15 protein-coding genes and 1 other RNA gene are annotated in these 21,598 nt (G+C 65.2%); 4 read left to right on the top strand and 12 right to left on the bottom strand.

Features of this window, described 5'->3' with window-relative positions; all coding sequences use genetic code 11:
* Position 1: 1 nt before the first annotated feature.
* The 6 genes from mraY to rsmH all read right to left on the bottom strand — a co-directional run bounded on the left by mraY (position 2) and on the right by rsmH (position 7,507).
* Positions 2-1,108: a phospho-N-acetylmuramoyl-pentapeptide-transferase gene (mraY, locus tag S58_RS09570; protein ID WP_015665088.1), complete on the bottom strand. Its 1,107-nt coding sequence runs from the start codon at positions 1,106-1,108 to the stop codon at positions 2-4.
* Between the two features lie 189 nt (positions 1,109-1,297).
* Positions 1,298-2,674 carry a UDP-N-acetylmuramoyl-tripeptide--D-alanyl-D-alanine ligase gene (locus tag S58_RS09565; protein ID WP_015665087.1) on the bottom strand — a complete coding sequence of 459 codons (1,377 nt, stop codon included), beginning with the start codon at positions 2,672-2,674 and terminating at the stop codon, positions 1,298-1,300.
* The gene (locus tag S58_RS09560) at positions 2,671-4,131 is read right to left on the bottom strand and encodes a UDP-N-acetylmuramoyl-L-alanyl-D-glutamate--2,6-diaminopimelate ligase (protein ID WP_042339092.1); all 1,461 of its coding nucleotides are present in this window, start codon (positions 4,129-4,131) and stop codon (positions 2,671-2,673) included. The genes S58_RS09565 and S58_RS09560 overlap by 4 nt, the downstream gene beginning before the upstream one ends.
* Before the next feature lie 68 nt (positions 4,132-4,199).
* Positions 4,200-5,948 carry a peptidoglycan D,D-transpeptidase FtsI family protein gene (locus S58_RS09555; RefSeq protein WP_015665085.1) on the bottom strand — a complete coding sequence of 583 codons (1,749 nt, stop codon included), beginning with the start codon at positions 5,946-5,948 and terminating at the stop codon, positions 4,200-4,202.
* Positions 5,945-6,337, bottom strand: a complete 393-nt coding sequence (gene ftsL, locus S58_RS09550; protein WP_015665084.1) for a cell division protein FtsL — start codon at positions 6,335-6,337, stop codon at positions 5,945-5,947. Before ftsL ends, S58_RS09555 begins: the two co-directional genes overlap by 4 nt.
* A 3-nt stretch (positions 6,338-6,340) precedes the next feature.
* Positions 6,341-7,507 carry a 16S rRNA (cytosine(1402)-N(4))-methyltransferase RsmH gene (gene rsmH, locus S58_RS09545; protein WP_377811996.1) on the bottom strand — a complete coding sequence of 389 codons (1,167 nt, stop codon included), beginning with the start codon at positions 7,505-7,507 and terminating at the stop codon, positions 6,341-6,343.
* Positions 7,508-7,853: 346 nt separating this feature from the next.
* Between rsmH and S58_RS09540 the strand changes: the two genes are divergently transcribed.
* Entirely contained in the window at positions 7,854-8,705 is an 852-nt protein-coding gene (locus S58_RS09540) for a peptidoglycan recognition protein family protein (protein WP_015665082.1), read from the top strand.
* Position 8,706: 1 nt separating this feature from the next.
* Here the strand turns inward: S58_RS09540 and S58_RS09535 are convergent, their stop codons facing one another.
* The gene (locus tag S58_RS09535; RefSeq protein WP_015665081.1) at positions 8,707-9,948 is read right to left on the bottom strand and encodes an RNA polymerase sigma factor; all 1,242 of its coding nucleotides are present in this window, start codon (positions 9,946-9,948) and stop codon (positions 8,707-8,709) included.
* A 36-nt stretch (positions 9,949-9,984) separates the two neighbouring features.
* The gene (locus S58_RS09530; protein WP_015665080.1) at positions 9,985-10,338 is read right to left on the bottom strand and encodes a YciI family protein; all 354 of its coding nucleotides are present in this window, start codon (positions 10,336-10,338) and stop codon (positions 9,985-9,987) included.
* Positions 10,339-10,478: 140 nt separating this feature from the next.
* On the opposite strand from S58_RS09530, the gene rnpB reads away from it, so the two are divergent.
* Positions 10,479-10,920: RNase P RNA component class A (gene rnpB, locus S58_RS35945), an RNA gene on the top strand.
* Positions 10,921-10,968: 48 nt separating this feature from the next.
* Here rnpB and S58_RS09525 read toward each other — a convergent pair.
* The 3 genes from S58_RS09525 to S58_RS09515 all read right to left on the bottom strand — a co-directional run bounded on the left by S58_RS09525 (position 10,969) and on the right by S58_RS09515 (position 16,247).
* On the bottom strand, positions 10,969-12,786 hold the full coding sequence (locus tag S58_RS09525) for an ABC transporter ATP-binding protein (protein WP_015665079.1): 1,818 nt from the start codon (positions 12,784-12,786) through the stop codon (positions 10,969-10,971).
* Positions 12,787-13,104: 318 nt separating this feature from the next.
* Positions 13,105-14,685 carry a DHA2 family efflux MFS transporter permease subunit gene (locus tag S58_RS09520; RefSeq protein WP_015665078.1) on the bottom strand — a complete coding sequence of 527 codons (1,581 nt, stop codon included), beginning with the start codon at positions 14,683-14,685 and terminating at the stop codon, positions 13,105-13,107.
* A gap of 230 nt (positions 14,686-14,915) precedes the next feature.
* Entirely contained in the window at positions 14,916-16,247 is a 1,332-nt protein-coding gene (locus tag S58_RS09515; protein ID WP_015665077.1) for an HlyD family secretion protein, read from the bottom strand.
* A gap of 187 nt (positions 16,248-16,434) precedes the next feature.
* Here S58_RS09515 and S58_RS09510 point away from each other — a divergent pair, with 187 nt between their 5' ends.
* Positions 16,435-17,073 carry a TetR/AcrR family transcriptional regulator gene (locus S58_RS09510; RefSeq protein ID WP_015665076.1) on the top strand — a complete coding sequence of 213 codons (639 nt, stop codon included), beginning with the start codon at positions 16,435-16,437 and terminating at the stop codon, positions 17,071-17,073.
* 952 nt (positions 17,074-18,025) lie between these two features.
* On the opposite strand, the gene S58_RS09505 is transcribed toward S58_RS09510, so the two are convergent.
* Positions 18,026-18,559, bottom strand: coding sequence for a DUF2867 domain-containing protein (locus tag S58_RS09505; RefSeq protein ID WP_015665075.1), 534 nt, complete (start codon positions 18,557-18,559; stop codon positions 18,026-18,028).
* Between the two features lie 560 nt (positions 18,560-19,119).
* On the opposite strand from S58_RS09505, the gene S58_RS09500 reads away from it, so the two are divergent.
* Complete coding sequence (locus S58_RS09500; RefSeq protein WP_015665074.1) at positions 19,120-21,048, top strand: AI-2E family transporter; 1,929 nt, start codon at positions 19,120-19,122, stop codon at positions 21,046-21,048.
* The last annotated feature ends 550 nt before the right edge of the window (positions 21,049-21,598 follow it).

Raw genomic sequence — 21,598 nt, 5'->3', positions numbered from 1 at the left:
GTCAGCGCAGCTTCAGGGTCGACAGGCCGACCAGCGCCAGCATCACCGAGATGATCCAGAACCGGATCACGATCTGCGGCTCGGTCCAGCCGAGCTGCTCGAAATGATGGTGGATCGGCGCCATCCTGAAGATGCGCTTGCCGGTCAGCTTGAACGACGCCACCTGCACGATCACCGACACCGCTTCGAGCACGAACAGGCCGCCGATCACGGCCAGCACGATCTCGTGTTTTACCGCGATCGCGATCGAGCCGAGCATGCCGCCGAGCGCCAGCGAGCCGGTGTCGCCCATGAAGATCGAGGCCGGGGGGGCGTTGAACCAGAGGAAGCCGAGACCGGCGCCAAGCACCGCGCCGCAGAGCACGGCGAGCTCGCCGGTGCCCGCGACATAGTGGATCTGCAGATAGTCGGAGAACACGGCGTTGCCGGCGAGATAGGCGATCAGGCCGAAGCTCGCCGAGGCAATCATCACCGGCACGATCGCGAGGCCGTCGAGCCCGTCGGTCAGGTTGACGGCATTGCCGGCGCCGACGATGACGAAGGCGCCGAAGAGAACGTACAGCCAGCCGAACTTGATGACGAGATCCTTGAAGAACGGAATGGCGAGCCCGGTCGAGGATGGATCGCGCCCGAGCCTGACCAGCGCATAGCAGGCCACCAGCGCGATCGCGGCCTCGATCAGCAGCCGTGCACGGCCGGCAAAGCCGGAATGCGACTGCTTGGTGACCTTCAGATAGTCGTCATAGAAGCCGACGAAGCCGAAGCCGAGCGTCACCGCGAGCACGATCCAGACATACGGATTGAGCGGGTTGGCCCACAGTACGGTAGAGACGACGAGGCCGGACAGGATCATCAGGCCGCCCATGGTGGGCGTGCCCTTCTTGCTGATGATATGCGATTGCGGGCCATCGGTGCGGATCGGCTGTCCCTTGCCCTGGCGCAAGCGCAGGTGATCGATGATCCAGGGGCCGAACAGGAACACGAACAGCGCGCCGGTGACCACGGCGCCGCCGGTCCGGAACGTAATGTAGCGGAACACGTTCAGCAGCCCGCGAAACACCGACAGGCTCGGAAACGTATTCGTCAGCTCGATCAACCAGTAGAACATCCAACCCGCCTATGCCGCCTCACCGAGACCGCGAACACGGATTCGCATTCGCGAATCTGGCCCGGTCTCTTTAACCATGATCGGGGCCGGGGTGCGAATCATAGCCTGACGGGAATGATCCGTCCGGCATGGCTGCCCTGACCACCGGTGAAAAGAAATCGCTCTGCCGCGCCGCGATATCGCCGGATTTCAACTTCTGCCCGGCAGCGCCGCTGCGAGCTTCGACACGAATTTGTTGACCCAGAAGATCTTCTTGCTGCCCTTGATGACCACGACGTCGCCCGGAGCCAGCAGTGCCGCAACCTGCCCGGCATCCAGTGTCACCGGATCCTCGTGCCAGCCGAGCCGCTTCTCCCGCGGCAGGTTGTCGAACAGGTGACGCATCAGCGGGCCGACGCAATAGACGCCGTCGATATCAGCGAGATGCCCGACCATATCGGCATGATAGGCCGGCGCTTCGGCACCGAGCTCAAGCATGTCGCCGATGACGGCGATCCGACGTCCCCGCACCGGCCGGGCCTGCAGGCTGTCGAGTGCGGCCGCCATGCTGGCGGGATTGCCGTTGAAGCTGTCGTCGATCAGAACGATGTCGCCGACGGTCTGCTCGACGCCGCGCCCCGTCATGATGCCGACCTGCCCGAGTTCCTGCGCCAGCAACGCGGGATCGAGTCCGGCCGCCGTCACGGATGCGAGCGCCGCCAGCGCATTGTGCAGGCGATGCGGCGCGCCCGGCGTCAGCGCGAATGCGACGCGGCGGCCGGCGATGTCAGCTGTCACATCCCAGCTTTCGCCGCGCGCGATGTGCGAGACTTCGCGCACCTCCGCATCGCCGCCGAAGCGGATCACCTTGCCCGTCCATTCCGGCGCCGCAAGATCGGCCGGCAGCACGAGAACGCCATCCGCCGGCAGGCCGCACGCGATCGAGACCTTCTCTTTCCTGATCGCTTCCAGGCTGCCGAGCTTCTCCAGGTGCACCGGCTGGACGTTGACGACCAGCGCCACCGTCGGTTTTGACAGCTCCGTCAGCCGGGCGATCTCGCCTGTCTGGTTCATGCCCATCTCGACGACCCAGACCGAAGCGTTGGGATCGGCGTTGCAGAGCGTCAGCGGCACGCCCCAGAAATTGTTGAAGCTCGACGGGCTTGCAGAGGCACCGGGATAGGCCGCGATGAACTCCTTGGTCGAGGTCTTGCCGGCGCTGCCGGTCAGCCCGATCACGGGGCCGTGGAAGCGCGCCCGTGCGCCGCGCGCCAGCGCCCACAATCCATCGATCAGCGTATCCGGCACCACGAGTTGCGGAACCGTGATGCCCTCGATCCTGTGCGGCACGATCATCGCGACCGCGCCGGCCGCCTCGGCATTCGCCGCGAACTCCCAGCCGTCGCGGCTGGAGGCAAAGCTCGACACGAACCCGCCGCTCGGTGTGCCGCTGAGCGCGACGAACAGGCTGCCGGGCTTCACCGCGCGGCTGTCCTGCGTGACGAAATCGATCGGGGTTTCCGGATAGTCACCGGCGAGGCCGAGCGCGCGCGCCGCCTCGGCCACCGTCCACAGCGCCCTCGTCATGATGCCCTCGATGCCAACGCGTCCGCGACCGCTTCATGATCGCTGAAATGCAGAACATTGCTGCCGATGATCTGTCCGGTCTCGTGGCCCTTGCCGGCGATCACCAGCGCATCGCCGGGCTGCAGCTCGCTGATCGCAACCCGGATCGCCTCGGCGCGGTCGCCGATCTCGCGCGCGCCGGGTGCGGCTGCCAGGATCGCGGCGCGGATCGCGGCCGGATCCTCGCTGCGCGGATTGTCGTCGGTGACGATGATGCTGTCGGCCTCTTCGGCCGCGATCGCGCCCATCAAGGGGCGCTTGCCGGTGTCACGGTCGCCGCCGGCGCCGAACACGACAACGAGTTTTCGCGTGGCATAGGGCCGCAGCGCATGCAGCGCCTTGGCGAGCGCATCCGGCTTGTGCGCGTAGTCGATGAATATGGGTGCGCCATTGTGCTCGCCGACCAGCTCGAGCCTGCCCTTGGCGCCTTCGAGCTTCTCCAGCGACTCGAACACCGCTTGCGGATCACTGCCGGTGCCGATGGCAAGGCCGGCGGCGACCAGCGCATTCTCGATCTGAAACGCGCCGACCAGCGGCAGCCGGATGAAATAGATGCGGCCGCAATGCTGGATTTCGAGTTGTTGCGCGAATCCATCGACCGCTGCGGCCACCAGCCGGATGCCCGCCCCCGCGCCGTCGCCGTGCGTCCCCACCGTCATCAGACGAAGCCCGCGCGCATCCGCCGCGGCGATGACCTCCGGCGAGCATTCATGATCGGCTGAGATCACCGCCGGCCCGCCTGGCGGAACGAGATCGCGGAACAGTCTGAGCTTGGCATTGAGATAATGTGCAAGGTCGGGATGGTAGTCCATGTGGTCCCGCGACAGGTTCGTGAACCCGCCGGCCGACACCCTGACACCGTCGAGCCTGAATTGATCGAGCCCGTGCGAGGAAGCCTCGAACGCCAGATGCGTCACGCCATCCTGCGTGATTTCGTCGATCTGCCGATGCAGCGCGATCGGATCGGGCGTCGTCAGCGAGCCGTAGACAGTGCGCTTGTCCGATACCAGCCCGATGGTCCCGATGCTGGCCGAGCTGTGACCGAGCCTCTGCCAGATCTGCCGCGTGAACGCCGCGACCGATGTCTTGCCGCTGGTGCCGGTGACGGCGGCGATCGTCGCCGGCTGCCGTGGATAGAACCGAGACGAAGCGAGCGCGAGCGCCCGCCGCGGGTTCGCCAGGGCGATGAATGGAACGGCCAGCCCTGTTCCAGTGCCCGCCGCACCGGCCACGGCGACCGCACCGGCCGCGATAGCGGCCGCGATGAAGCGGGCGCCATCGGTCTTGGTGCCGGACAGGGCAAAAAACAGGTCGCCGGGCCGGACCGCGCGGCTGTCGACGGCGAGGCCGGAGATCTCGACTGCGGCGATGCGGGCGTCGAGCGTTGCCTGATCGCCCAGGAGGTCGTGAATTTTCATCCTGGTTCCGTACCAGTCCTGGCTCCGCCCGGTCGGCGGCAGCTCCAAAGCCTGCGATTCGAGACGGCTTACTGTGTCAGCCGCGATGCCGCAAGAATTTGGCGGTCGGACGGCGGCAGATCGAAACGGGGCTCGATTCCCAATAACGGCCCGATCCGGGAGATCACATTGCCGGCGGTCGGCACCGCGTTCCAGCCGGAGGTGATGAAGCCGTAGGTTTCCTTGAGCGGCTGCGGCTCGTCCAGCATGATCAGGAGCTGGTATTTTGGCTTGTCTGCCGGGATCACGGCGGTGAAGAGGGTCAGCACCTTCTTCTTGGCATAGCGGCCGTTGATCACCTTCTCGGCGGTGCCGGTCTTGCCGCCGATGTAATAGCCCTTGACGTCGGCATGTTTCGCGGTGCCGATCTCGGCGTTCAGACGCATCAGGTAGCGCATCTTCTCCGAGGTCTCCGGCTTGATGACGCGCTTGGCGATCTGCATCGCCTCGGCCTCGGTGCGCTTCATGAAGGTCGGCGGGATCAGGTAGCCGCCATTGACCAGCGCGCTGACGCCCATCACGCCCTGCAGCGGCGCCACCGCCATGCCGTGACCGAACGAGATCGTGATCGTGTTCAATTCACTCCAACGCTTGGGCAGGATCGGCGAGGCGCTCTCCGGCAGCTCGGTGCGCAACCGGTCGAACTGGCCCATCTTGCGCAGGAAAGCCTTGTGCGCTTCCACGCCCTGCGCCAATGCGATCCGGGCCGCCCCGACGTTGGAGGAGAAGTAGAACACCTCCTTCATGTTGAGGAAGCGCCCCTTCGGCTCGTCGTCATGGATCGCGAACTTGCCGTAATGCAGCGCCCCGCGCGCATCCCACAGCGAGTTGAGATCGTACTTGCCGCTGTCCAGCGCCATCGCCAGGGTAAAGGCCTTGAAAGTCGAGCCCATCTCGTAGACGCCCGTCGTCAGGCGGTTGATCCGATCCGGATCATGCGCCTCTTTCGGGCTGTTCGGATCGAAGTCCGGCAGCGACACCATCGCGATGATCTCGCCGGTCCTGACGTTGACGACGAGACCGGAGGCCGCCTTGGTCTTGAACTTGTCCTTGGCCTTGAGCAGTTCGTCGCGCAGCGCATGCTCGACGCGCAGATCGACCGAGAGCTCGATCGGCCGTTGCAGGCGATCGGTGGCGAAGCCGGCGCGGTGCAGGTCGGCGAGCCCCTGATTGTCGAGCCACTTCTCCATGCCGGCGATGCCCTGGTTGTCGATGTTCACCAGGCCGATCAGATGCGCAACCTCGTTGCCGGTCGGATAGACGCGCTTGTTTTCCCGCAAGAAGCCGACGCCCGGCAGGCCGAGGCGATGGATGTCCTGCTGCTGCTTCGGCGTCATCTCGCGCTTGAGCCAGACGAAGCCCTTGCGCGACATCATGCGCTCGCGCACTTCGTTCGTATCGAGATCGGGCAAGGTCGCGGTGAGCAGCTCGATCGCCTCATCCTTGTCGATGAGGCGGCGTGGCTCGGCGAACAGGCTCGGCGTCTTGACATCGGTCGCCAGCACGGCGCCGTTGCGGTCGACGATATCGGGGCGCGCGGTGGCAATGGCGTCCTGCTGCGCAGCCCGCCGCGCGCTAGGGCCGTCGGAGCCGACTGCGAACATCACGAGCCGGCCGCCGATGACGGCATAGACGGCGGCGAAGGCGATGATCGCCAGGCCGACGCGCGCGCGCGCCTTGGCGGTGCGATCGACATTGCGCCCGTACAGCAGCGTGCGCACCAGTCGCTGTCGCCAGGGTTCCTGCGGCTTGACGCGAGGCCGAAGCTGATCGGTCATTGCTGATCCTCCGGACGAGGCACGGATCCGGTCACGGGCGGCTCTTCATTGATCGCGTCGATCGTATCGATCATCGATCCGATCGGATCCGGATTGTCCGGACGGGTGAACCGCGGCGGACGCTCCGGCAGATTTTTCAGGCTGTCATACTGCGTGGCATTGAGCGGCTTCAGCGGCAGATGCCGCTCGACCAGCCCCTGCAAACGCAGCGGCGCATCGAGCTTGGCCCATTCCGAGCGCAGGATCGCGATGGCTTCGCGCTGCTCGCGGATTTCGGCGCGCAGCTGCAGCACGCGCTCGACGCGCGCGGTCGAGTCCATCTTGATGCGATAGACATAGGCCGCCGCGAAGATCAGCGAGCAGATCACGACGAGGTGCAGGAGCCGCATCGCTCACCCTCCTCGCAGGACATCGGCCAGGCGCGGCCAGGGCGACGACGATGGCGGGACGTGCGCCGGCGCTGCCGTGCGTTCCGCGCCGCGCAGCTTGGCGGAACGCGCGCGAGGATTGGCCTCGATCTCGGTCTCCGCAGCCACGACCGGCTTGCGGTTCAGCAGGTGGAAGCTCGGCGTCTCCTGGGCGATCTCCGGCAGATGGCGCGAGCCGCCGCCGGTCTTGCTGCGCTCGGCGAGGAACGTCTTGACGATCCGGTCCTCAAGTGAATGGAACGAGACGACGGCCAGCCGGCCGCCCGGCGCCAGGATGCGCTCGGCCGCAGACAGCGCCTGTTCGAGCTCATCGAGCTCTTCATTGACGAGAATGCGCAGCGCCTGGAATGTCCGGGTCGCCGGATGAATGTCGCCCGGCTTGGACCTCACCACGCGCGCGACGATGTCGGCGAGCTGCCGCGTCGTCGTGATCGGCTGTTCCTTGCGCGCGGCGACGATCGCGCGCGCCACGCCACGCGAATGCCGCTCTTCGCCGAAGATGTAGATGACGTCAGCCAAGTCGCGCTCGGCGGCGTGCGCGACGATGTCGGCGGCGGTCGGTCCCGCACCGCCCATCCGCATGTCGAGCGGACCGTCGAACCTGAACGAGAAGCCACGCGCGGCAGAATCGAGCTGCATCGACGACACGCCGACGTCCATGACGATGCCATCGATCCGGGCAAGGCCCTGCGACACACAGACATCGGCGATCGCCGAGAAGCGGCTTTCGACCAGGGTCAGGCGACCACCCGCTTCCGCGACGAGACCGGCGCCGCCGGCGATCGCGGTGCTGTCGCGGTCGATTCCGAGCACGCGTGTGCCCGGCGTCTGCAAGATCAGGCGTGTGTAACCGCCGGCGCCGAACGTCGCGTCGAGATAGGTTCCGCCGTCGCGCGGTGCGAGCATCTCGACCGCTTCCGGACCCAGCACCGGGATGTGCCGCTGGTCAGCCGTGCTCACGCGCCACCCCCGCGAGGATGCCGCTGTTTCAGACTGACTTTGCTCGGCAGCGAGCCCATCGCGCCTTCGATCCTCGCGCCCCGTCAACTCGCCAAGCCATCTCCCGGGACGGTCGATGCCCCGCCAACCCCATGCGCGAACGCCGGCACGCATTGGTCGTGCCGGCGGCATCCCCGATCCGACAGCGGTCGCGCGCCGCCGGGTGTTCCCGGCACCGCTCGTCACCGCGATCTCCCGTGCAGGACCTTGCATGGTGGCGCTGCCGTCCCGAAAGCCGGCTTGGCTCTTCACCACTTAGTAACGGCGTTTAGCGTTAACAAACCGTTGACGGTCTGTGGCGGATGTTGGGCACGGCTGAGTGGGGACGGCAGAATCGATCGCGGATGAGCCGCTCTCCTCCTCTCGATCAATATGATCGGTCGGGATGCGATTTCGATTGCGGCTGGCACATGTAAAAGAGTAGTGCCTGCCCTATTCGATTTGAGCCATTGCCGTCGCCGTCCGCTTCGAGTCGTTCATGCCAAGCTCCTCCGACAAGCCGGAATCGAAGCGCCCCCGTGCGCTGCCGATCCCCAAGGGCATTTCAGACCTGCCCCTGTTCACGCCGGACTCGTCGATCGCGTCCGACGTGATCCCGTCGGCGAATTTCGGCGAGCGCAAGGGCGGGCGTCAGCCGGACATGGTCATCCTGCACTACACCGGCATGCCCGACGTCGACGGCGCGATCACCAAGCTGTGCACTGCCGGCACCGAGGTGTCCGCGCATTACATTGTGCTGGAGGACGGGCGCATCGTGCAATGCGTGCCGGAGGCGCTGCGCGCCTGGCACGCGGGTCTGTCCTCCTGGGGCGGCGAGGAGGACATCAACTCCTGCTCAATCGGCATCGAGATCGTCAATCGCGGTCACGATTGGGGCTATCCGGATTTTCCGCCGCGGCAGATCGCGGCCGTGATCGCGCTGTGCCGCGGCATCATGCTCCGCCGCAACGTGCCGGCCCACCGCGTGCTCGGTCATTCCGACGTCGCCCCGTCGCGCAAGAAGGATCCTGGCGAGAAATTCCCGTGGCACTCGCTGGCAAATTCGGGCGTCGGCCATTGGGTGCAGCCGGCGGCGATCACCAAGGGCGAGACGCTGAAGCTCGGCAGCATCGGCGATGACGTCAAGGGCCTGCAGAAGGCGCTCGCCAGATATGGCTATGGCGTGCCGATCACCGGCAAATTCGACGGCCTCACCATGGAGGTCGTCACCGCATTCCAGCGGCACTTCCGCCCCGAAAAGATCGACGGCATCGCTGACCGCTCCACGTTGTGGACGTTGCATGCGCTGCTGACGAGCCTGCCGGCAGAGGATTCGGCGCCACGCGTCTGATTCACCCCGCATCGAGCTCGGCGAGCCGGCTGGCATAGAGACGCTTGAGCGGTGCAAGCTGCGTTGCGTCGCTCGCCGCGAGATAGGCTGCGCGGGCCTCCTCGCGCCGATCGAGCCGCCGCAGCAGGTCCGCCCGCACCGCCGGCAACAGGTCGTACTGCTTCAAGCCGCCGCGCGCGGCCAGTGAATCGACCAGCCCGAGCGCCCGCGCCGGGCCGTCGACCATCGAGACCGCAGCCGCATGATTGAGTTCGATGACGGGCGATGGCGCGATCCGCAGCAGCACCTCGTAAAGTCCGACGATCTGGCGCCAGTCCGTCTGATCGTAGCTGGGCGCCTGGGCATGGAGTGCGGCAATCGCCGCCTGGACCGTATAGGGCTGCGGACGCCCTTTGACGCCAAGCGCCTGTTCGACCAACGCAAGGCCTTCTGCGATCTGCTCACGATTCCACAGCGAGCGGTCCTGCTCCTCCAGCAGGACGATGTCGCCCGCCGCATCGGTGCGTCCGGCCCGGCGCGCATCGTGCAGCAGCATCAGGGCGAGCAGGCCCTTGATGTCCCCTGCGTCCGGCATCAGGCCAAGAAGCAGCCGCCCGAGCCGGATCGCCTCGCAGGCGAGATCGTGGCGAATCAGCTCGGTGCCGGAGGTCGCGAGATAGCCTTCGGTGAACACCAGATAGATCACGGTCAGGACGCCGCGAAGTCGTTCCTCGAGTGCGTCGCGTCCCGGCACCTCGTAGGGAATGCCGGCGAGGCGGATCTTCTGCTTGGCCCGCACCAGGCGCTGCGACATCGCCTCCTCGGTGCTCAGGAAGGCGCGAGCCGCCTCGGCCGTGGTCAAGCCGCACACCGTGCGCAGCGTGAGCGCCACCTGGACCTCCGGCGCAAACGACGGGTGGCAGCAGGTGAAGATCAGCCGCAGCATGTCGTCGTCGAGATCCGGCGGCGCGGCCTCCTCCTCGTCCGCAGCATCGAGCTCGATCGCGTGCACGATCTGTTGTTCCTTGCCACGAAAGTTGCGCCGTCGCCTGATCCGATCGATCGCCTTGTTGCGGGCGACATTGACCAGCCAGGCGCGCGGATTGGCGGGGGCGTCAGACCCCCGCCATTTGAGCAGCGCTGCCGCAAACGCATCCTGCAACGCGTCCTCGGCCAGATCGAAGTCACCGACGAGCCTGATTAGGGTCGCGAGCGCGCGGCCGGCCTCGTCGCGGAACACCGTCTCGATCGCGTCAGGCGTCATCGATGACATTTTCGCAGGCCCGTAGCGCCGGCCGCCTCAATGATCGTACTGCCAGATCGGCCGCACCTCGATCGAGCCGATACGGGCGCCCGGAATCCGGGCAGCAATGCCGATCGCCTCGTCGAGATTCTTGGCCTCGATCATGTAATAGCCGCCGAGCTGTTCGCGGGTTTCGGCGAAGGGGCCGTCCGTGGTCAGCATCTTGCCGTCACGAACCCGCACCGTCGTCGCCGTCGTGGTCGGCTGCAGCCGGTCGCCGCCCTTGTAATTGCCGCTCGCGATGATCGACTGGGTGAAGGTCTGGTACTCGGCCAGCATCGCCTGCTCGGTGTTCTTGTCACGCTTCGCGTATTCGACCTCGTTCTGATAGATCATCAACAGATATTGCATGGGATTTGCTCCTTGCGTTCGGCTGGGTCGCCGACATCCAGTCGAACGGCGCGTCCGGGGAACGACACGATGAGCATAATATTTTTCGCTGGCGCATCGATGGCTTGACGTGCCGCGCCGGAGGTCCCATTCAGGCTCCATCAGTCGGCCGGACGGCCGCTCCGGCAGGTGCCGAAAGGCCGCCGGGGAGGAAAGTCCGGGCTCCATCGACATGCGGTGCCGGATAACGTCCGGCGGGGGCGACCCCAGGGACAGTGCCACAGAGAACGAACCGCTTCCTCCCGCAAGGGAGGCAGTAAGGGTGAAAAGGTGCGGTAAGAGCGCACCGCGGGGCCGGCAACGGAACCGGCATGGTAAACCCCACCGGGAGCAAAACCGAATAGGGACGGCCACGCGGAGACAATCGCCCCAGGCAGACGACCGCCAGGCGATGACGTCCGCGGGAGCGATGTCAGGCTCGCCGTCCGGGTAGGTTGCCCGAGGTCTCGCGCAAGCGCGATCCCAGAGGAATGGCCGTCGCGTATCGTCATGCGCAAGCGTGGCGGTGCCCTACAGAACCCGGCTTACAGGCCGGCTGATATGTTCATGAGGGGCTCGGCGCCGACAGCGCCGGGCCCCTCACCATTTTGATCATCCTGCCGCCGAGAGCTGGCCGAACTCGATCGCCTGCCGCTCGAACAGGCTGCGATAGAGCCCGCCCGATTTGCCGACCAGCGCGGCGTGGCTGCCCTGCTCGACGATGCGGCCGCGGTCGAACACCAGGATGCGGTCGAGGCTGCGCACGGTCGCCAGACGATGCGCGATCACGATCGCCGTCCTGCCCTTCATCAGCCGCTCCATCGCCTCCTGGATCAGCGCCTCCGACTCCGAATCCAGGCTCGACGTCGCCTCGTCCAGGATCAGCACGCGTGCGTCCGCCAGGAAGGCCCGCGCCAGCGCCACCCGCTGCCGTTCGCCCCCGGACAATTTGACGCCGCGTTCGCCAACCAGCGTGCCGTAGCCCTTCGGCAGGCGCGTGATGAACTCATGCGCGTTGGCAAGCCGCGCAGCCTGCTCGATCGCGGCCTGGCTGGCACCCGGCCGGCCATAGGCGATGTTCTCCGCCAGCGAGCGGTGGAACAGGATCGGCTCCTGCTGCACGATCGCGATCTGGCTGCGCAGCGAGTCCTGCGTCACCCGCGCGATGTCCTGACCGTCGATCAGAATCCGCCCATCGGTCACGTCATAGAGCCGCTGCACCAGCTTGACGAAGGTCGTCTTGCCGGAGCCGGAGCGCCCGACGAGGCCGATCCGCTCGCCCGGCCGGATGTCCACCGACAGCCGGTCGTAGAGCGGGGTGCGATGGCCGCCATAGTGGAACGTCACCGCATCGAACACGATGTGCCCGCCGGTCACTGCGATCGGCTTGGCACCTTCGGCATCGACGATGCCGATCGGCTCGCTGTGGATCGCGACCAGCTCGTCCATGTCGTTGACCGCGCGCTGCAGGTTGTTGATGTGCATGCCGACGTCGCGCAGGTAAGCATGGATCACGTAGTAGCTGGTCAGCACATAGGTGACGTCGCCCGGCGAGGCCTTGCCCGCCATCCACAGCAGCACGGCGCCGCCGATCACCGACGAACGCAGGCACAGGAGCACGCCGAGCTGCACCGCGGCCGTGGTGTTGTAGCGCAGCCAGGTGCGGTTGACGCGCCGGGACCAGCGGCTGACGACGCGCATCAGCCTGAAGTCCTCGCGCGCCTCGGCGCCGAACGACTTCACGACGGAGTTGCAGCTCAGTGCATCCGCGAGCGTGCCGCCGACCTTGGTGTCCCAGGCGTTGGAGATGCGCGCCGCCGGCGCGATGTAGCGGGTCGAAAACGCGACCGTCATGGAGACATACAGCACCGCGCCGACTGCGATGACGCCGCCCAGCGCGCCCCAATGCAGGCCGAGCAGCACCATCGAGCCCAGCAGCACCGACAGCGACGGCAGCAGCGCCAGCAGGATGGTGTCGTTGTAGAGGTCGAGCGCCCACATGCCCCGGGTGATCTTGCGCACGGTCGAGCCGGCGAAGCTGTTGGCGTGCCAGTCGGTCGAGAAGCGCTGCACGCGCACGAAGGCATCTCGCGCGACATCGGACATGATGCGCAGGGTGAACGGCACGATCAGCTGCAGCCCCCACAGCCGCAGCACGATCGAGGCGAAGCCCAGCGCGACGATGGCGCCGAACGAGATCAGCGCGGCGTGCCGGGCATCGACATTTGCCGGGCCGAGCGTCAGCGCATCGACCAGCCGGCCGGAGAATAGCGGCATGAACAGGTCGGCGGCTGTGGCGCCGAGCAACGCCACGGCGATGCCGAGGGTCATGCGCGGCTGCTTCAGCCAGTGGCGGGTCACGAACGGGATCACGACGCGGATCGCGGCGGGACGTTTGTCGGCCTTCAGGCGGGTGACTTCGACGGTCATGGCATCATCCGGCCGCGCTCGCAGCGCCAGCCGGCTCCAAATGAAGCAGACGCACCAAGCGCGCGGTCTGCGAATGAGTAATTAGGCGTTGGGAAGTGAAGGTGTGGCGCTCAATGCGAGCGGCGGAACACCAGGACCGGCATCGAACGCGCGGGCGTGAAAAGCACAGGCGTCGAAATCGCGGGCATCGAGCGGGTGCATGCGATCTGCAGATGCGATGTAGTCATGCAAATCTCCCCGGTTCGAGCGACAATTCGAGCTTCATAGCAGCAGCGGCATGATTTGGCAACCCACGCGCCTCGCGCGTGGGTTCACCGATCAGTGTGCGTCGCCGCCGCCGGCCATCGGCGAGCTCGGCTTGTTGAGCAGCATCACCATGAAGCTCAGCGCGATGTAGAAGCAGGTCAGCATGAAGAACGCATCGCCATAGCCCATCACCACGGCCTGCCGGTGCACGATCTGCGACAGCTGTTTCATCGCCATCAGCGCCGAGTCGCCCATGCCCTGCAGCTTCTGCTGCAGCATGTTGAGCGTCTCGACCGCGGTGGCGTTGCCCCAATTCACGCGCTCGTGCAGCCGGGAGATGTGCAGGTCGGTGCGGTCGTTGAGCACCTGATTGATCACGGCGAGGCCGACCGCGCCGCCGAGATTGCGCATCAGGTTGAACAGGCCGGAGGCGTTCTTGACCCGGTCGGGCGCCAAGGTGCCGAGCGCGATATTGTTGGTCGGCACCATCGCGAACATCATTCCGACGCCGCGCAAGACCTGCGGCAGGAACAGCTCCCAGAAGTCGTAGTCGCGGGTGATCCCGGTCATCTGGTAGGAGCCGATCGCGAAGATCACGAGGCCGAAGGCGATGATCAGCCGCATGTCGACCTTCAGCATCAGGCGGCCGACCACCGGTGCCATCAGGAACATGGTGACGCCGGAGACGAACATGGTCTCGCCGATCATCAGCGCGCTGTAGCCGCGCACTTCGGCCAGATAGCGCGGATAGATGTAGGTCAGGCCGTAGAGGCCGATGCCGATGCAGAACTGCAAGAGGCAGCCGACCGCGAAATTGCGGTCGCCGAAGGCGCGGAGGTCGACGATCGGCTCGTTGGCCGTCAGCACCCGCCAGAAGAAGCAGACCGCCGAGACGGCGCAGACCGCGGCGAAGATCGCCACCGAATTGTCCTGCAGCCATTCATATTGCGGACCTTCCTCCAGCACATATTCGAGCGAGCCGAGGAAGCCCGCCATGAACACGAGGCCCCACCAGTCGAAGCGGTCGAGCAGCTCGAAATGCGGCTCATCGAAATCGACCAGCGCCAGCACGCCGATCGTGATCAGGATGCCCGGCGGGATGTTGACGAAGAACAGCCAGTGCCACGACATCGCGTCGGTGATGTAGCCGCCGACCGTCGGGCCCACCGTTGGCGCGAGCGTGGCGACGAGGCCGATGATCGGACCGACGATGTGGAATTTGCTGCGCGGAAACACCGTGTAGGCCGAGGCGAACACGGTCGGGATCATGCCGGCACCGAGGAAGCCCTGCAGGGCGCGCCACAGGATCATCTGCTCGATCGACGAGGCGAAGCCGCACAGGAAGCTGGAGATGGTGAAGCCGGCCGCCGAGATCGCGAACAACATCCGCGTGCCGAGCGCGCGCGACAGGAAGCCGGACAGCGGGATCGCGATCACTTCGGCGATCAGATAGGCGGTCTGCACCCACGACACTTCGCTGGAGCTCGCCGACAGTCCCGCCTGGATCTCGGTCAGCGACGCCGACACGATCTGGATGTCCAGGATCGACATGAACATGCCGAACACCATGATCAGGAACGCGATCAGCCGCCGCGGCGCGATGCGGTCCGCCGGCGCGCTCATGGTGGTGTCGGCTGTCGTTGCGGTGGCCATGGTCGAATGAGTCCGCTTGGGTCGAGGACCGCGCCGCGCGAGAGGTGCGCTCCCCTCCCCCCGCGCGAAGCGGAGCTTCGCTAGGTGGGGAGGGGTTGGGGGAGGGGGCCGACAACGGCGGTCTCGCCCGGAGTACCCCCCTCCTCAACCCTCCCCCACAAGGGGGGAGGGAGCTCACTGCCGATGCCGCTCCTATCTACCCTGATCCTGTTAGTTCAAACTCACCCGCATCATTGCGGATGGATCATCATCGGCGAGTCGAGGTCGGCGTCACCGTCGGCGTCCTTGGCGTCGGTGGTGTCGACGGTGACGTAGACGGACATGCCGGCGCGCAGCAGGTTTTGCCGTGCGACGTCCTTCGGCACGCGGATGCGCACCGCCAGCCGCTGCACGATCTTGGTGAAGTTGCCGGTCGCGTTGTCCGGCGGCAGCAGGGTGAACACCGAGCCCGACGCCGCCGAGATGCTGTCGACCACGCCCTTGAAGCCGCGCGCGCCATAGGCGTCGACCTTGATCGTGACCGGCTGGCCCGGGCGGATGCCCTTGAGCTGGGTTTCCTTGAAATTCGCATCGATGAAGACGTCATCAAGCGGCACCACGTTGCCGAGGCGCTGGCCAACCGCGATGAAGTCGCCGATGTTGACGAGGCGGTTGGAGAAGGTGCCGTCGACCGGGGCGCGCACGGTGGCGAATTCGAGATCGCGGTCGGCCTTGGCGAGCGAGGTCTTCAGCTCGGCAAGCTGCGCCTGGGCCTCGGCCTGCTGCGCCTTGGTCACCTCGACATTGTCGCGCGCCGCATCGAACGCGGCCTGCGCCGCCTTGACGGCCGCGATGCCCTGGTCGCGCGAGGCTTCCGACTGCTCAAAGGTGGCATGCGAAGCAAAACCCTTGCTGCTCAGCGCCTGCTGGCGCTCATAGTCGAGCCCGGCGCGCTTCATCGCCGCCTCGGAGGAGGTCAGATTGGCCTGCGCCTGCTCGACGGCGCTCTGCTGCGCGGCGACCTGGCGGCCGATGCGCGCGATCGTCGCCTCCTGGGTCGCAATCCTGGTGCGCGCGGCGTCGACCGCGATCTTGTAGTCGCCGTCGTCGATCCGGAAAATCACGTCGCCCTTGCGGACGACCGAGTTGTCACGCGGCACGATCTCCTGGATGTGGCCGGCGACCCGGGCGCCGAGCATGGTGTTGTTGGCGCGGACATAGGAATCGTCGGTCGAGACCATGAAACGGCCGACCAGGAAATAATGCGTCGCATAGCCGGCCGCGGCGAGCGCCAGCAGCAGGCCGATGCCGGCGAGCACGCGCTTGCGCTTGCCCGACTTTGGCGGAGCAGCGGGTCCGGCCTGCGGCTTGTCGCCGGCAGGGGCGCCAGCCGGCGCTGCCGGCAATTCGCGCGGAGCTTCGGTGGTGACGTCTGCCTTGAGATCGGCAGCCTTCGCATCGGCCGGCTTGCGCTGAGCAGCCTCGTTCGCGTGCGGACGGGCCGCCTCGCGCGTGGCCTGGCTCGGCACGTCCTCCGCATCCGGACGGCGTGCTCGCACAGCCTGTTCTCTCGCAGCGGCCATCAGAGACTCCCACCCATGACAGCGGGGCCGCAAGGCCCCCGTAAAATCTGACCGAACCGTTCGGTCAATCCATGACTATCATTGACCGAACGGTTCGGTCAATCTATATCTTAGCCGGTGCAACATAGTCGTTGACCTGCTTCTGCGACGTTGGGACCGGCGCAATCTTCGGGAACAATCTAAACCAATGATTGAGACAGATCCGAACACTACCCAGGTGATGCCGGACGAGGATTCCTCGAAGCGGCGCCAGATCCTCGAGGGCGCCCGCAAGGTGTTCATGAACTTGGGTTTCGACGGCGCCAGCATGGGCGAGATCGCCCGCGTCGCCGGGGTCTCCAAGGGCACGCTCTATGTCTATTTCAGCGACAAATCCCGGCTGTTCGCCGCCATTGTCGAAGACGAGACCGTGCATCGCGGCACCTTGAACGTCCAATTCGATCCGGCCCGCGATGCCGAGACGATGCTGCGCGAATTCGGCCAAGCCTGGATCGCGGTGGTTTGCCGGCCCGGCGGCGGATCGGCGATCCGCACCGTGATGGCGATTGCCGAGCGCATGCCGGAGGTCGGCCACCGCTACTATGATTGCGTCATCGAAGGGACGATCGGCAGGCTGGCGGCCTATCTGCAGGCCCGGGTCGAAGCGAAGGAACTCTTCATCGACGACTGTCATCTCGCGGCGTCGCAATTCCAGATGATGTGCCAGGCCACGCTGTTCCTGCCCTTCATCTTCCAGGGAGCGCCCGCCCCCCCGCCCCACGACGTGCAGAGGGTGGTGGCGAGCGCGGTGCGGATGTTCCTCGCCGCCTATGGCACGAAGCGCTGACGACCCGGCCGCATCGCACCCCCGCCCCGCCGTGACCTCAACATCAGACATGCGCTCTCCTTCTCGCGACGACTGACGTCCGAGGCTTGCTGTCAGGTCACCCTCGAATCGATCGGAGGGTGCAGGGAAGGCCGGGCGCTGGCCGCGCCCGTGGCCCGCCTGCGGAAAAAAATGCAGGCGGCAGGTACCACAGGTTCAGCCGAGATCACCCGGCCCTCCCTGCGCGATGGGCTTACGATTTATACGTACTCTCCCCGGTGTCCGGGCTTGTAGCCACCGTCGTCGGCGCGATGCTTACGCATCGTCGCCAACTTGACGCCAGCATCGGGGCGCCAGGACCATACGACTTCACCGTCCTGCCGGTCGCGTTCGTCCGCTCGCGATCAAGCGCGCTCCGCGCCGACAGGCCACCGCTCCCCACCTCCAACGCTCGTGACGACCGCGAAACGTCCCTCTTCGATCGAGGCGGGATGGGGATAGACAAACATTAATTTCTGAAAAATGGAAGCTGAATATTTTTCGCGGAGAGACTGGACAGGGCAAATCAGCTTGATGCGACGAGAGAAATTAATTTTTGCGCGCAGGGGATTTCGTGATGAGCGTAGCCGGACGTGCGCAGCGGAATCCGCGCTTAGGCTCATGCGAGCTAGCTGGCATCTTCGTCATCGCGAGCGGCAGCGAAGCGATACAGGAGCGACAAAGCAAGACTGGATCGCTTCGTCGCTTCGCTCCTCGCGATGACGACGTGGTGGCAAGCTCTGCGTCACGACCTCAACTGTCATCGCCCGGCTTGACCGGGCGATCCAGTACTCCGAGACGCTTGTGACTAGACTGAGAGGCCGCGGCGTACTGGATACCCCGCCTTCGCGGGGTATGACAGCGGAGTGCTTTATCGGCATACGTCCGTAGGGCGAGCAAAGCGTCGACATCAGACGGCGCGTGCCCACCGCTCTCACCGAAGCACCTGCAGTTGTGTTCGTGCACAGCGCGCCAGGTTGGCCCTGACCACGAGGTAATGAAAAGGCCTGATCGCGTTGAGATAGGTGAAGCCGAGGGCATTGTGGGTATGCACAATTGTTGTCGCGATGAGCAACGTGCCTGTTGGAGAATGGCGTCGGAGCAGAGATAGCCGGAAGTCCAGGTGCCGGTCATCCGTACCGAGGACAATTTCGTCCTTGCCCTCCCATTGCACCGGAAAGAAGTCCACCCGTTCATGGCCGTCCGGGGACGTCCTGACCGTATCGGAGGTCTTGATGCCGAAGGGCGTCACCATGGCGTCGCGCAGCGCGATCAACGCCTTTTGCCACGCGGGTGGATTGACGAGTGTCCGCCTCGCCAGCTCGCGCATGCTCGACTGGTCCGATGCACTCAAGTCGATGCTGTAGCTATCGAGCAGACTGGCGTTCTCGTACCAGCTCGCAACGACACTTTCCGACGGCGGCGGCGTCCGGCGTACCTGCGGCTTGCGGTCTAAACCCATGCTCATGATGACGTCACCTCTTCAAGGAGCCATCGGCTCGATCCATGTCTGCGCCAGCGAACATTGCGCCAAGGTATCAGGCCTCCCGACCGCCCTCCACCCTTAGCAATATGGCCGCCATGAAACGCAATGACGTGGACAATGCAACGCGCGTAAGGGCGGGCAAAGGCGCCTTACTCCGCTGCAGCCGCGGGTGACGATGCAATGGCGCCGTGTCCATCGTTCCAAACCGTTGCACCTGCCTGTATCGGACGTCCGGCCCGAACCGAGCGGCCGAGCCGGGCCCAACAGGAGACAGTGGCCGAGAGAACTGAGCATCGTGCAACCTCATAGCTCGCAGCCGGAACCTTTTCAGGGCGGAGCGGTTGGCGTTCGACCGCGAGTCCGGAGTACGGCCGCTGCTCATGAAGACCGCGTGGACCAGTACCTTGAGCGGCTGTCCTCCGCAGTATCGTCCGGCGCTCTTGCAGCTCAAATCAGTGCGCGCTCAGCGGACGCCGGGACAGGGATAGCAAATGAGGCCTGTAGCGAGACAGCCCTTCAAGCCGCGCAGCACTGAAGAACTGATGGCACTGCTCAGTACAGTCGCGACCGCAATTCTGGCCGTCATCATCATCTCGATGCTCTATTTTGGCCGGGACATCTTTGTGCCCGTTGCGTTGGCTATTCTCCTCAGCTTCGTGCTGGCGCCGCTGGTCGAACTATTGCAGCGTATCCATGTTCCGCGGGGGTTGGCCGTCGTGGGCGTGGTCATCGTTGCCTTTATGCTGATCTTCGCGATGGGGAGCCTTCTCGCCACCCAGCTGACACAACTCGCAGGTGACCTTCCCCGGTACCAGTCGACGATCAGCGAAAAGATTCAGTCGTTTCGGGATACCAAAGCCGGGAGAGGCACGCTGGAGCGCGCTTCCGACATGCTGAAGGATCTCGGCAAGGAACTTGATAAACCGAAGGACGCCGCCTCGGCGCCTGCGCCCGTGGCCGGCCCGAATGCCCCCGCGCGACCGGTGCCGGTCGAGCTGCGCCAGCCCGATCCCGGCGCACTGGAAAGTCTGCGGACCTTGATCTCCCCGCTCATTCATCCGCTCGCGACCACCGGCATCATCATCATCTTCGTCATCTTCATTCTGATTCAGCGCGAGGATCTTCGTAACCGCTTTATTCGCCTGGCCGGCTCGTCGGATCTGCAGCGTACGACGGCTGCGCTGGACGATGCGGCGAGCCGCCTCAGCAAGCTGTTTCTGACACAGCTCATCCTGAACGGCGCATTCGGCGTGGTGATCGGCACCGGCCTGTGGCTCATCGGAATTCCAAGTGCGATCCTTTGGGGCATCCTCGCGGGTGCGCTTCGCTTCGTCCCCTATATCGGCGCCGTTATCGCGGCGGCATTTCCGCTGGCGCTGGCGGTCGCGATCGATCCCGGCTGGTCGATGCTGCTTTGGACGCTCGCTCTGTTTCTTGTCGTGGAACCGGTCGTGGGCCATGTCGTCGAGCCGATGGTCTACGGCCACAGCACGGGGCTTTCTCCCGTTGCCGTGGTCGCGTCGGCAACGTTCTGGACAGCGCTGTGGGGGCCGATCGGGCTCGTGCTCGCGACCCCCCTCACAGTTTGCCTCGTGGTGCTCGGGCGGCATGTTGAACGATTGGAATTTCTCGACGTCATGTTCGGCGATCGGCCAGCGCTTTCTCCTCCGGAAATATTCTATCAGCGGATGCTGGCGGGGGATCCGACGGAAGCGGCCGAAAAGGCCGAAGAGTTTTTGAAAGAGCGCTCGCTGGCATCCTACTATGACGAGGTCGCCCTGAAGGGTTTGCAACTGGCGCAGGCCGACGCCGAACGCAATGCGCTCGACCAGGAACGTCTCACGAAGATTCGAGACGCCGTCAGCGAATTTGCGAGCGATCTTTCCGATCAGGACGACCGGCCGGCGGTGAAGAGCAATTCGACCACCGATGCAGAAGCATGGTCGGCGGTGGAAGGCGTTGCAGAAAATGCAACCAATGAACACTTGCCTTACCTGCGCAAGGAAGCTCTCGCGCCGGATTGGCAGGGTGAGCATCCCGTCCTGTGCGTCGCTGGGCGCACCCTGATCGACGAGGCGGCTGCGATCATGCTGGCTCAGCTTTCGACGGAGCACGGCCTCGCGGCGCGAGTCGAAGCGGCAACATCGCTTGCCACGACCAATGTCTTCCGCCTCGATACGACCGGCGTCGCGATCGTTTGCCTGGTCTATCTCGATGCCCGCGGTGCGGCGCACATGCGGTATTCCGTCCGACGTCTGAGGCGGAAATTGCCGAAGGCCATCATCATCCTGGGCTGCTGGGTCGAAAACATTGACCCGGCTGCCCTGGAATTGCTGCGGGAAGGCGCCAAAGCCGACCTCGTCGCGACGAGCATCGGTGAGACCGTCAGGCTGTGCGTCGAAGCGACGGGGGCAACGGAACAGGGGCACGAGGCCGCCGGGCAAGGCAAGTCCACAACGGCTGCAGCATGAGACCTCCATCGACGTTCGCTCTTGGAATGACCGGACGTTCGATTAACCACCGGCAGCACGGCGATCTGTGGACTCGCGATCGGGTCAAGTTGACCCGCTTCTGCTGGCAGGGCACAGCAGCGGCGGAATGTTTGCGTCAACGCACCAGATGACGTGTTTCTGGAGTGAACCCGCCCCAACGTCTGCCGAAGGACCTGCGGCGTCTCGCACCATCGTCATCAACGGGACGAGCGACGCCAAGCTACGGCGCGCGATCGCAAGCCGCGCGGCGTCATCGCGAGGCAACGGCGCCGTGCCCACCATTCTCAGCCGATACACCTTCCTAAACTGGAAATCTGGCTGGAGCCTAGAGTCCGCGAAGGCCCTGAACGAGAAGAGCGACCTCAAGATCTACCATGGCTCCGTTTCGCAACGTTGCTACGCATCATTCACGTCATACTCTCGTCGTGCTGCTTCACTTCATGCTGCTCGGCAGGTTTAGACTCGTCGCTTCCTCCGAAACATGTGACATCATAGGTCTGCGACGCCAGTCCCCCGAACGAGATGCCCG

It is taken from the genome of Bradyrhizobium oligotrophicum S58, assembly GCF_000344805.1.
Classification (GTDB): Bacteria; Pseudomonadota; Alphaproteobacteria; order Rhizobiales; family Xanthobacteraceae; genus Bradyrhizobium; species Bradyrhizobium oligotrophicum.
The sequence above is the reverse complement of the archived record's forward strand: the minus strand, read 5'-3'. Positions and strand labels throughout refer to the sequence as shown.

Bases quoted from the DNA above. Each gene is read 5' to 3' on its own strand.
- mraY (WP_015665088.1), bottom strand. From the start codon at position 1,108: ATGTTCTACTGGTTGATCGAGCTGACGAATACGTTTCCGAGCCTGTCG.
- S58_RS09565 (WP_015665087.1), bottom strand. From the start codon at position 2,674: ATGACGAGGGCGCTGTGGACGGTGGCCGAGGCGGCGCGCGCGCTCGGC.
- S58_RS09560 (WP_042339092.1), bottom strand. From the start codon at position 4,131: ATGAAAATTCACGACCTCCTGGGCGATCAGGCAACGCTCGACGCCCGC.
- S58_RS09555 (WP_015665085.1), bottom strand. From the start codon at position 5,948: ATGACCGATCAGCTTCGGCCTCGCGTCAAGCCGCAGGAACCCTGGCGA.
- ftsL (WP_015665084.1), bottom strand. From the start codon at position 6,337: ATGCGGCTCCTGCACCTCGTCGTGATCTGCTCGCTGATCTTCGCGGCG.
- rsmH (WP_377811996.1), bottom strand. From the start codon at position 7,507: ATGCCGCCGGCACGACCAATGCGTGCCGGCGTTCGCGCATGGGGTTGG.
- S58_RS09540 (WP_015665082.1), top strand. From the start codon at position 7,854: ATGCCAAGCTCCTCCGACAAGCCGGAATCGAAGCGCCCCCGTGCGCTG.
- S58_RS09535 (WP_015665081.1), bottom strand. From the start codon at position 9,948: ATGACGCCTGACGCGATCGAGACGGTGTTCCGCGACGAGGCCGGCCGC.
- S58_RS09530 (WP_015665080.1), bottom strand. From the start codon at position 10,338: ATGCAATATCTGTTGATGATCTATCAGAACGAGGTCGAATACGCGAAG.
- S58_RS09525 (WP_015665079.1), bottom strand. From the start codon at position 12,786: ATGACCGTCGAAGTCACCCGCCTGAAGGCCGACAAACGTCCCGCCGCG.
- S58_RS09520 (WP_015665078.1), bottom strand. From the start codon at position 14,685: ATGGCCACCGCAACGACAGCCGACACCACCATGAGCGCGCCGGCGGAC.
- S58_RS09515 (WP_015665077.1), bottom strand. From the start codon at position 16,247: ATGGCCGCTGCGAGAGAACAGGCTGTGCGAGCACGCCGTCCGGATGCG.
- S58_RS09510 (WP_015665076.1), top strand. From the start codon at position 16,435: ATGATTGAGACAGATCCGAACACTACCCAGGTGATGCCGGACGAGGAT.
- S58_RS09505 (WP_015665075.1), bottom strand. From the start codon at position 18,559: ATGAGCATGGGTTTAGACCGCAAGCCGCAGGTACGCCGGACGCCGCCG.
- S58_RS09500 (WP_015665074.1), top strand. From the start codon at position 19,120: ATGGCACTGCTCAGTACAGTCGCGACCGCAATTCTGGCCGTCATCATC.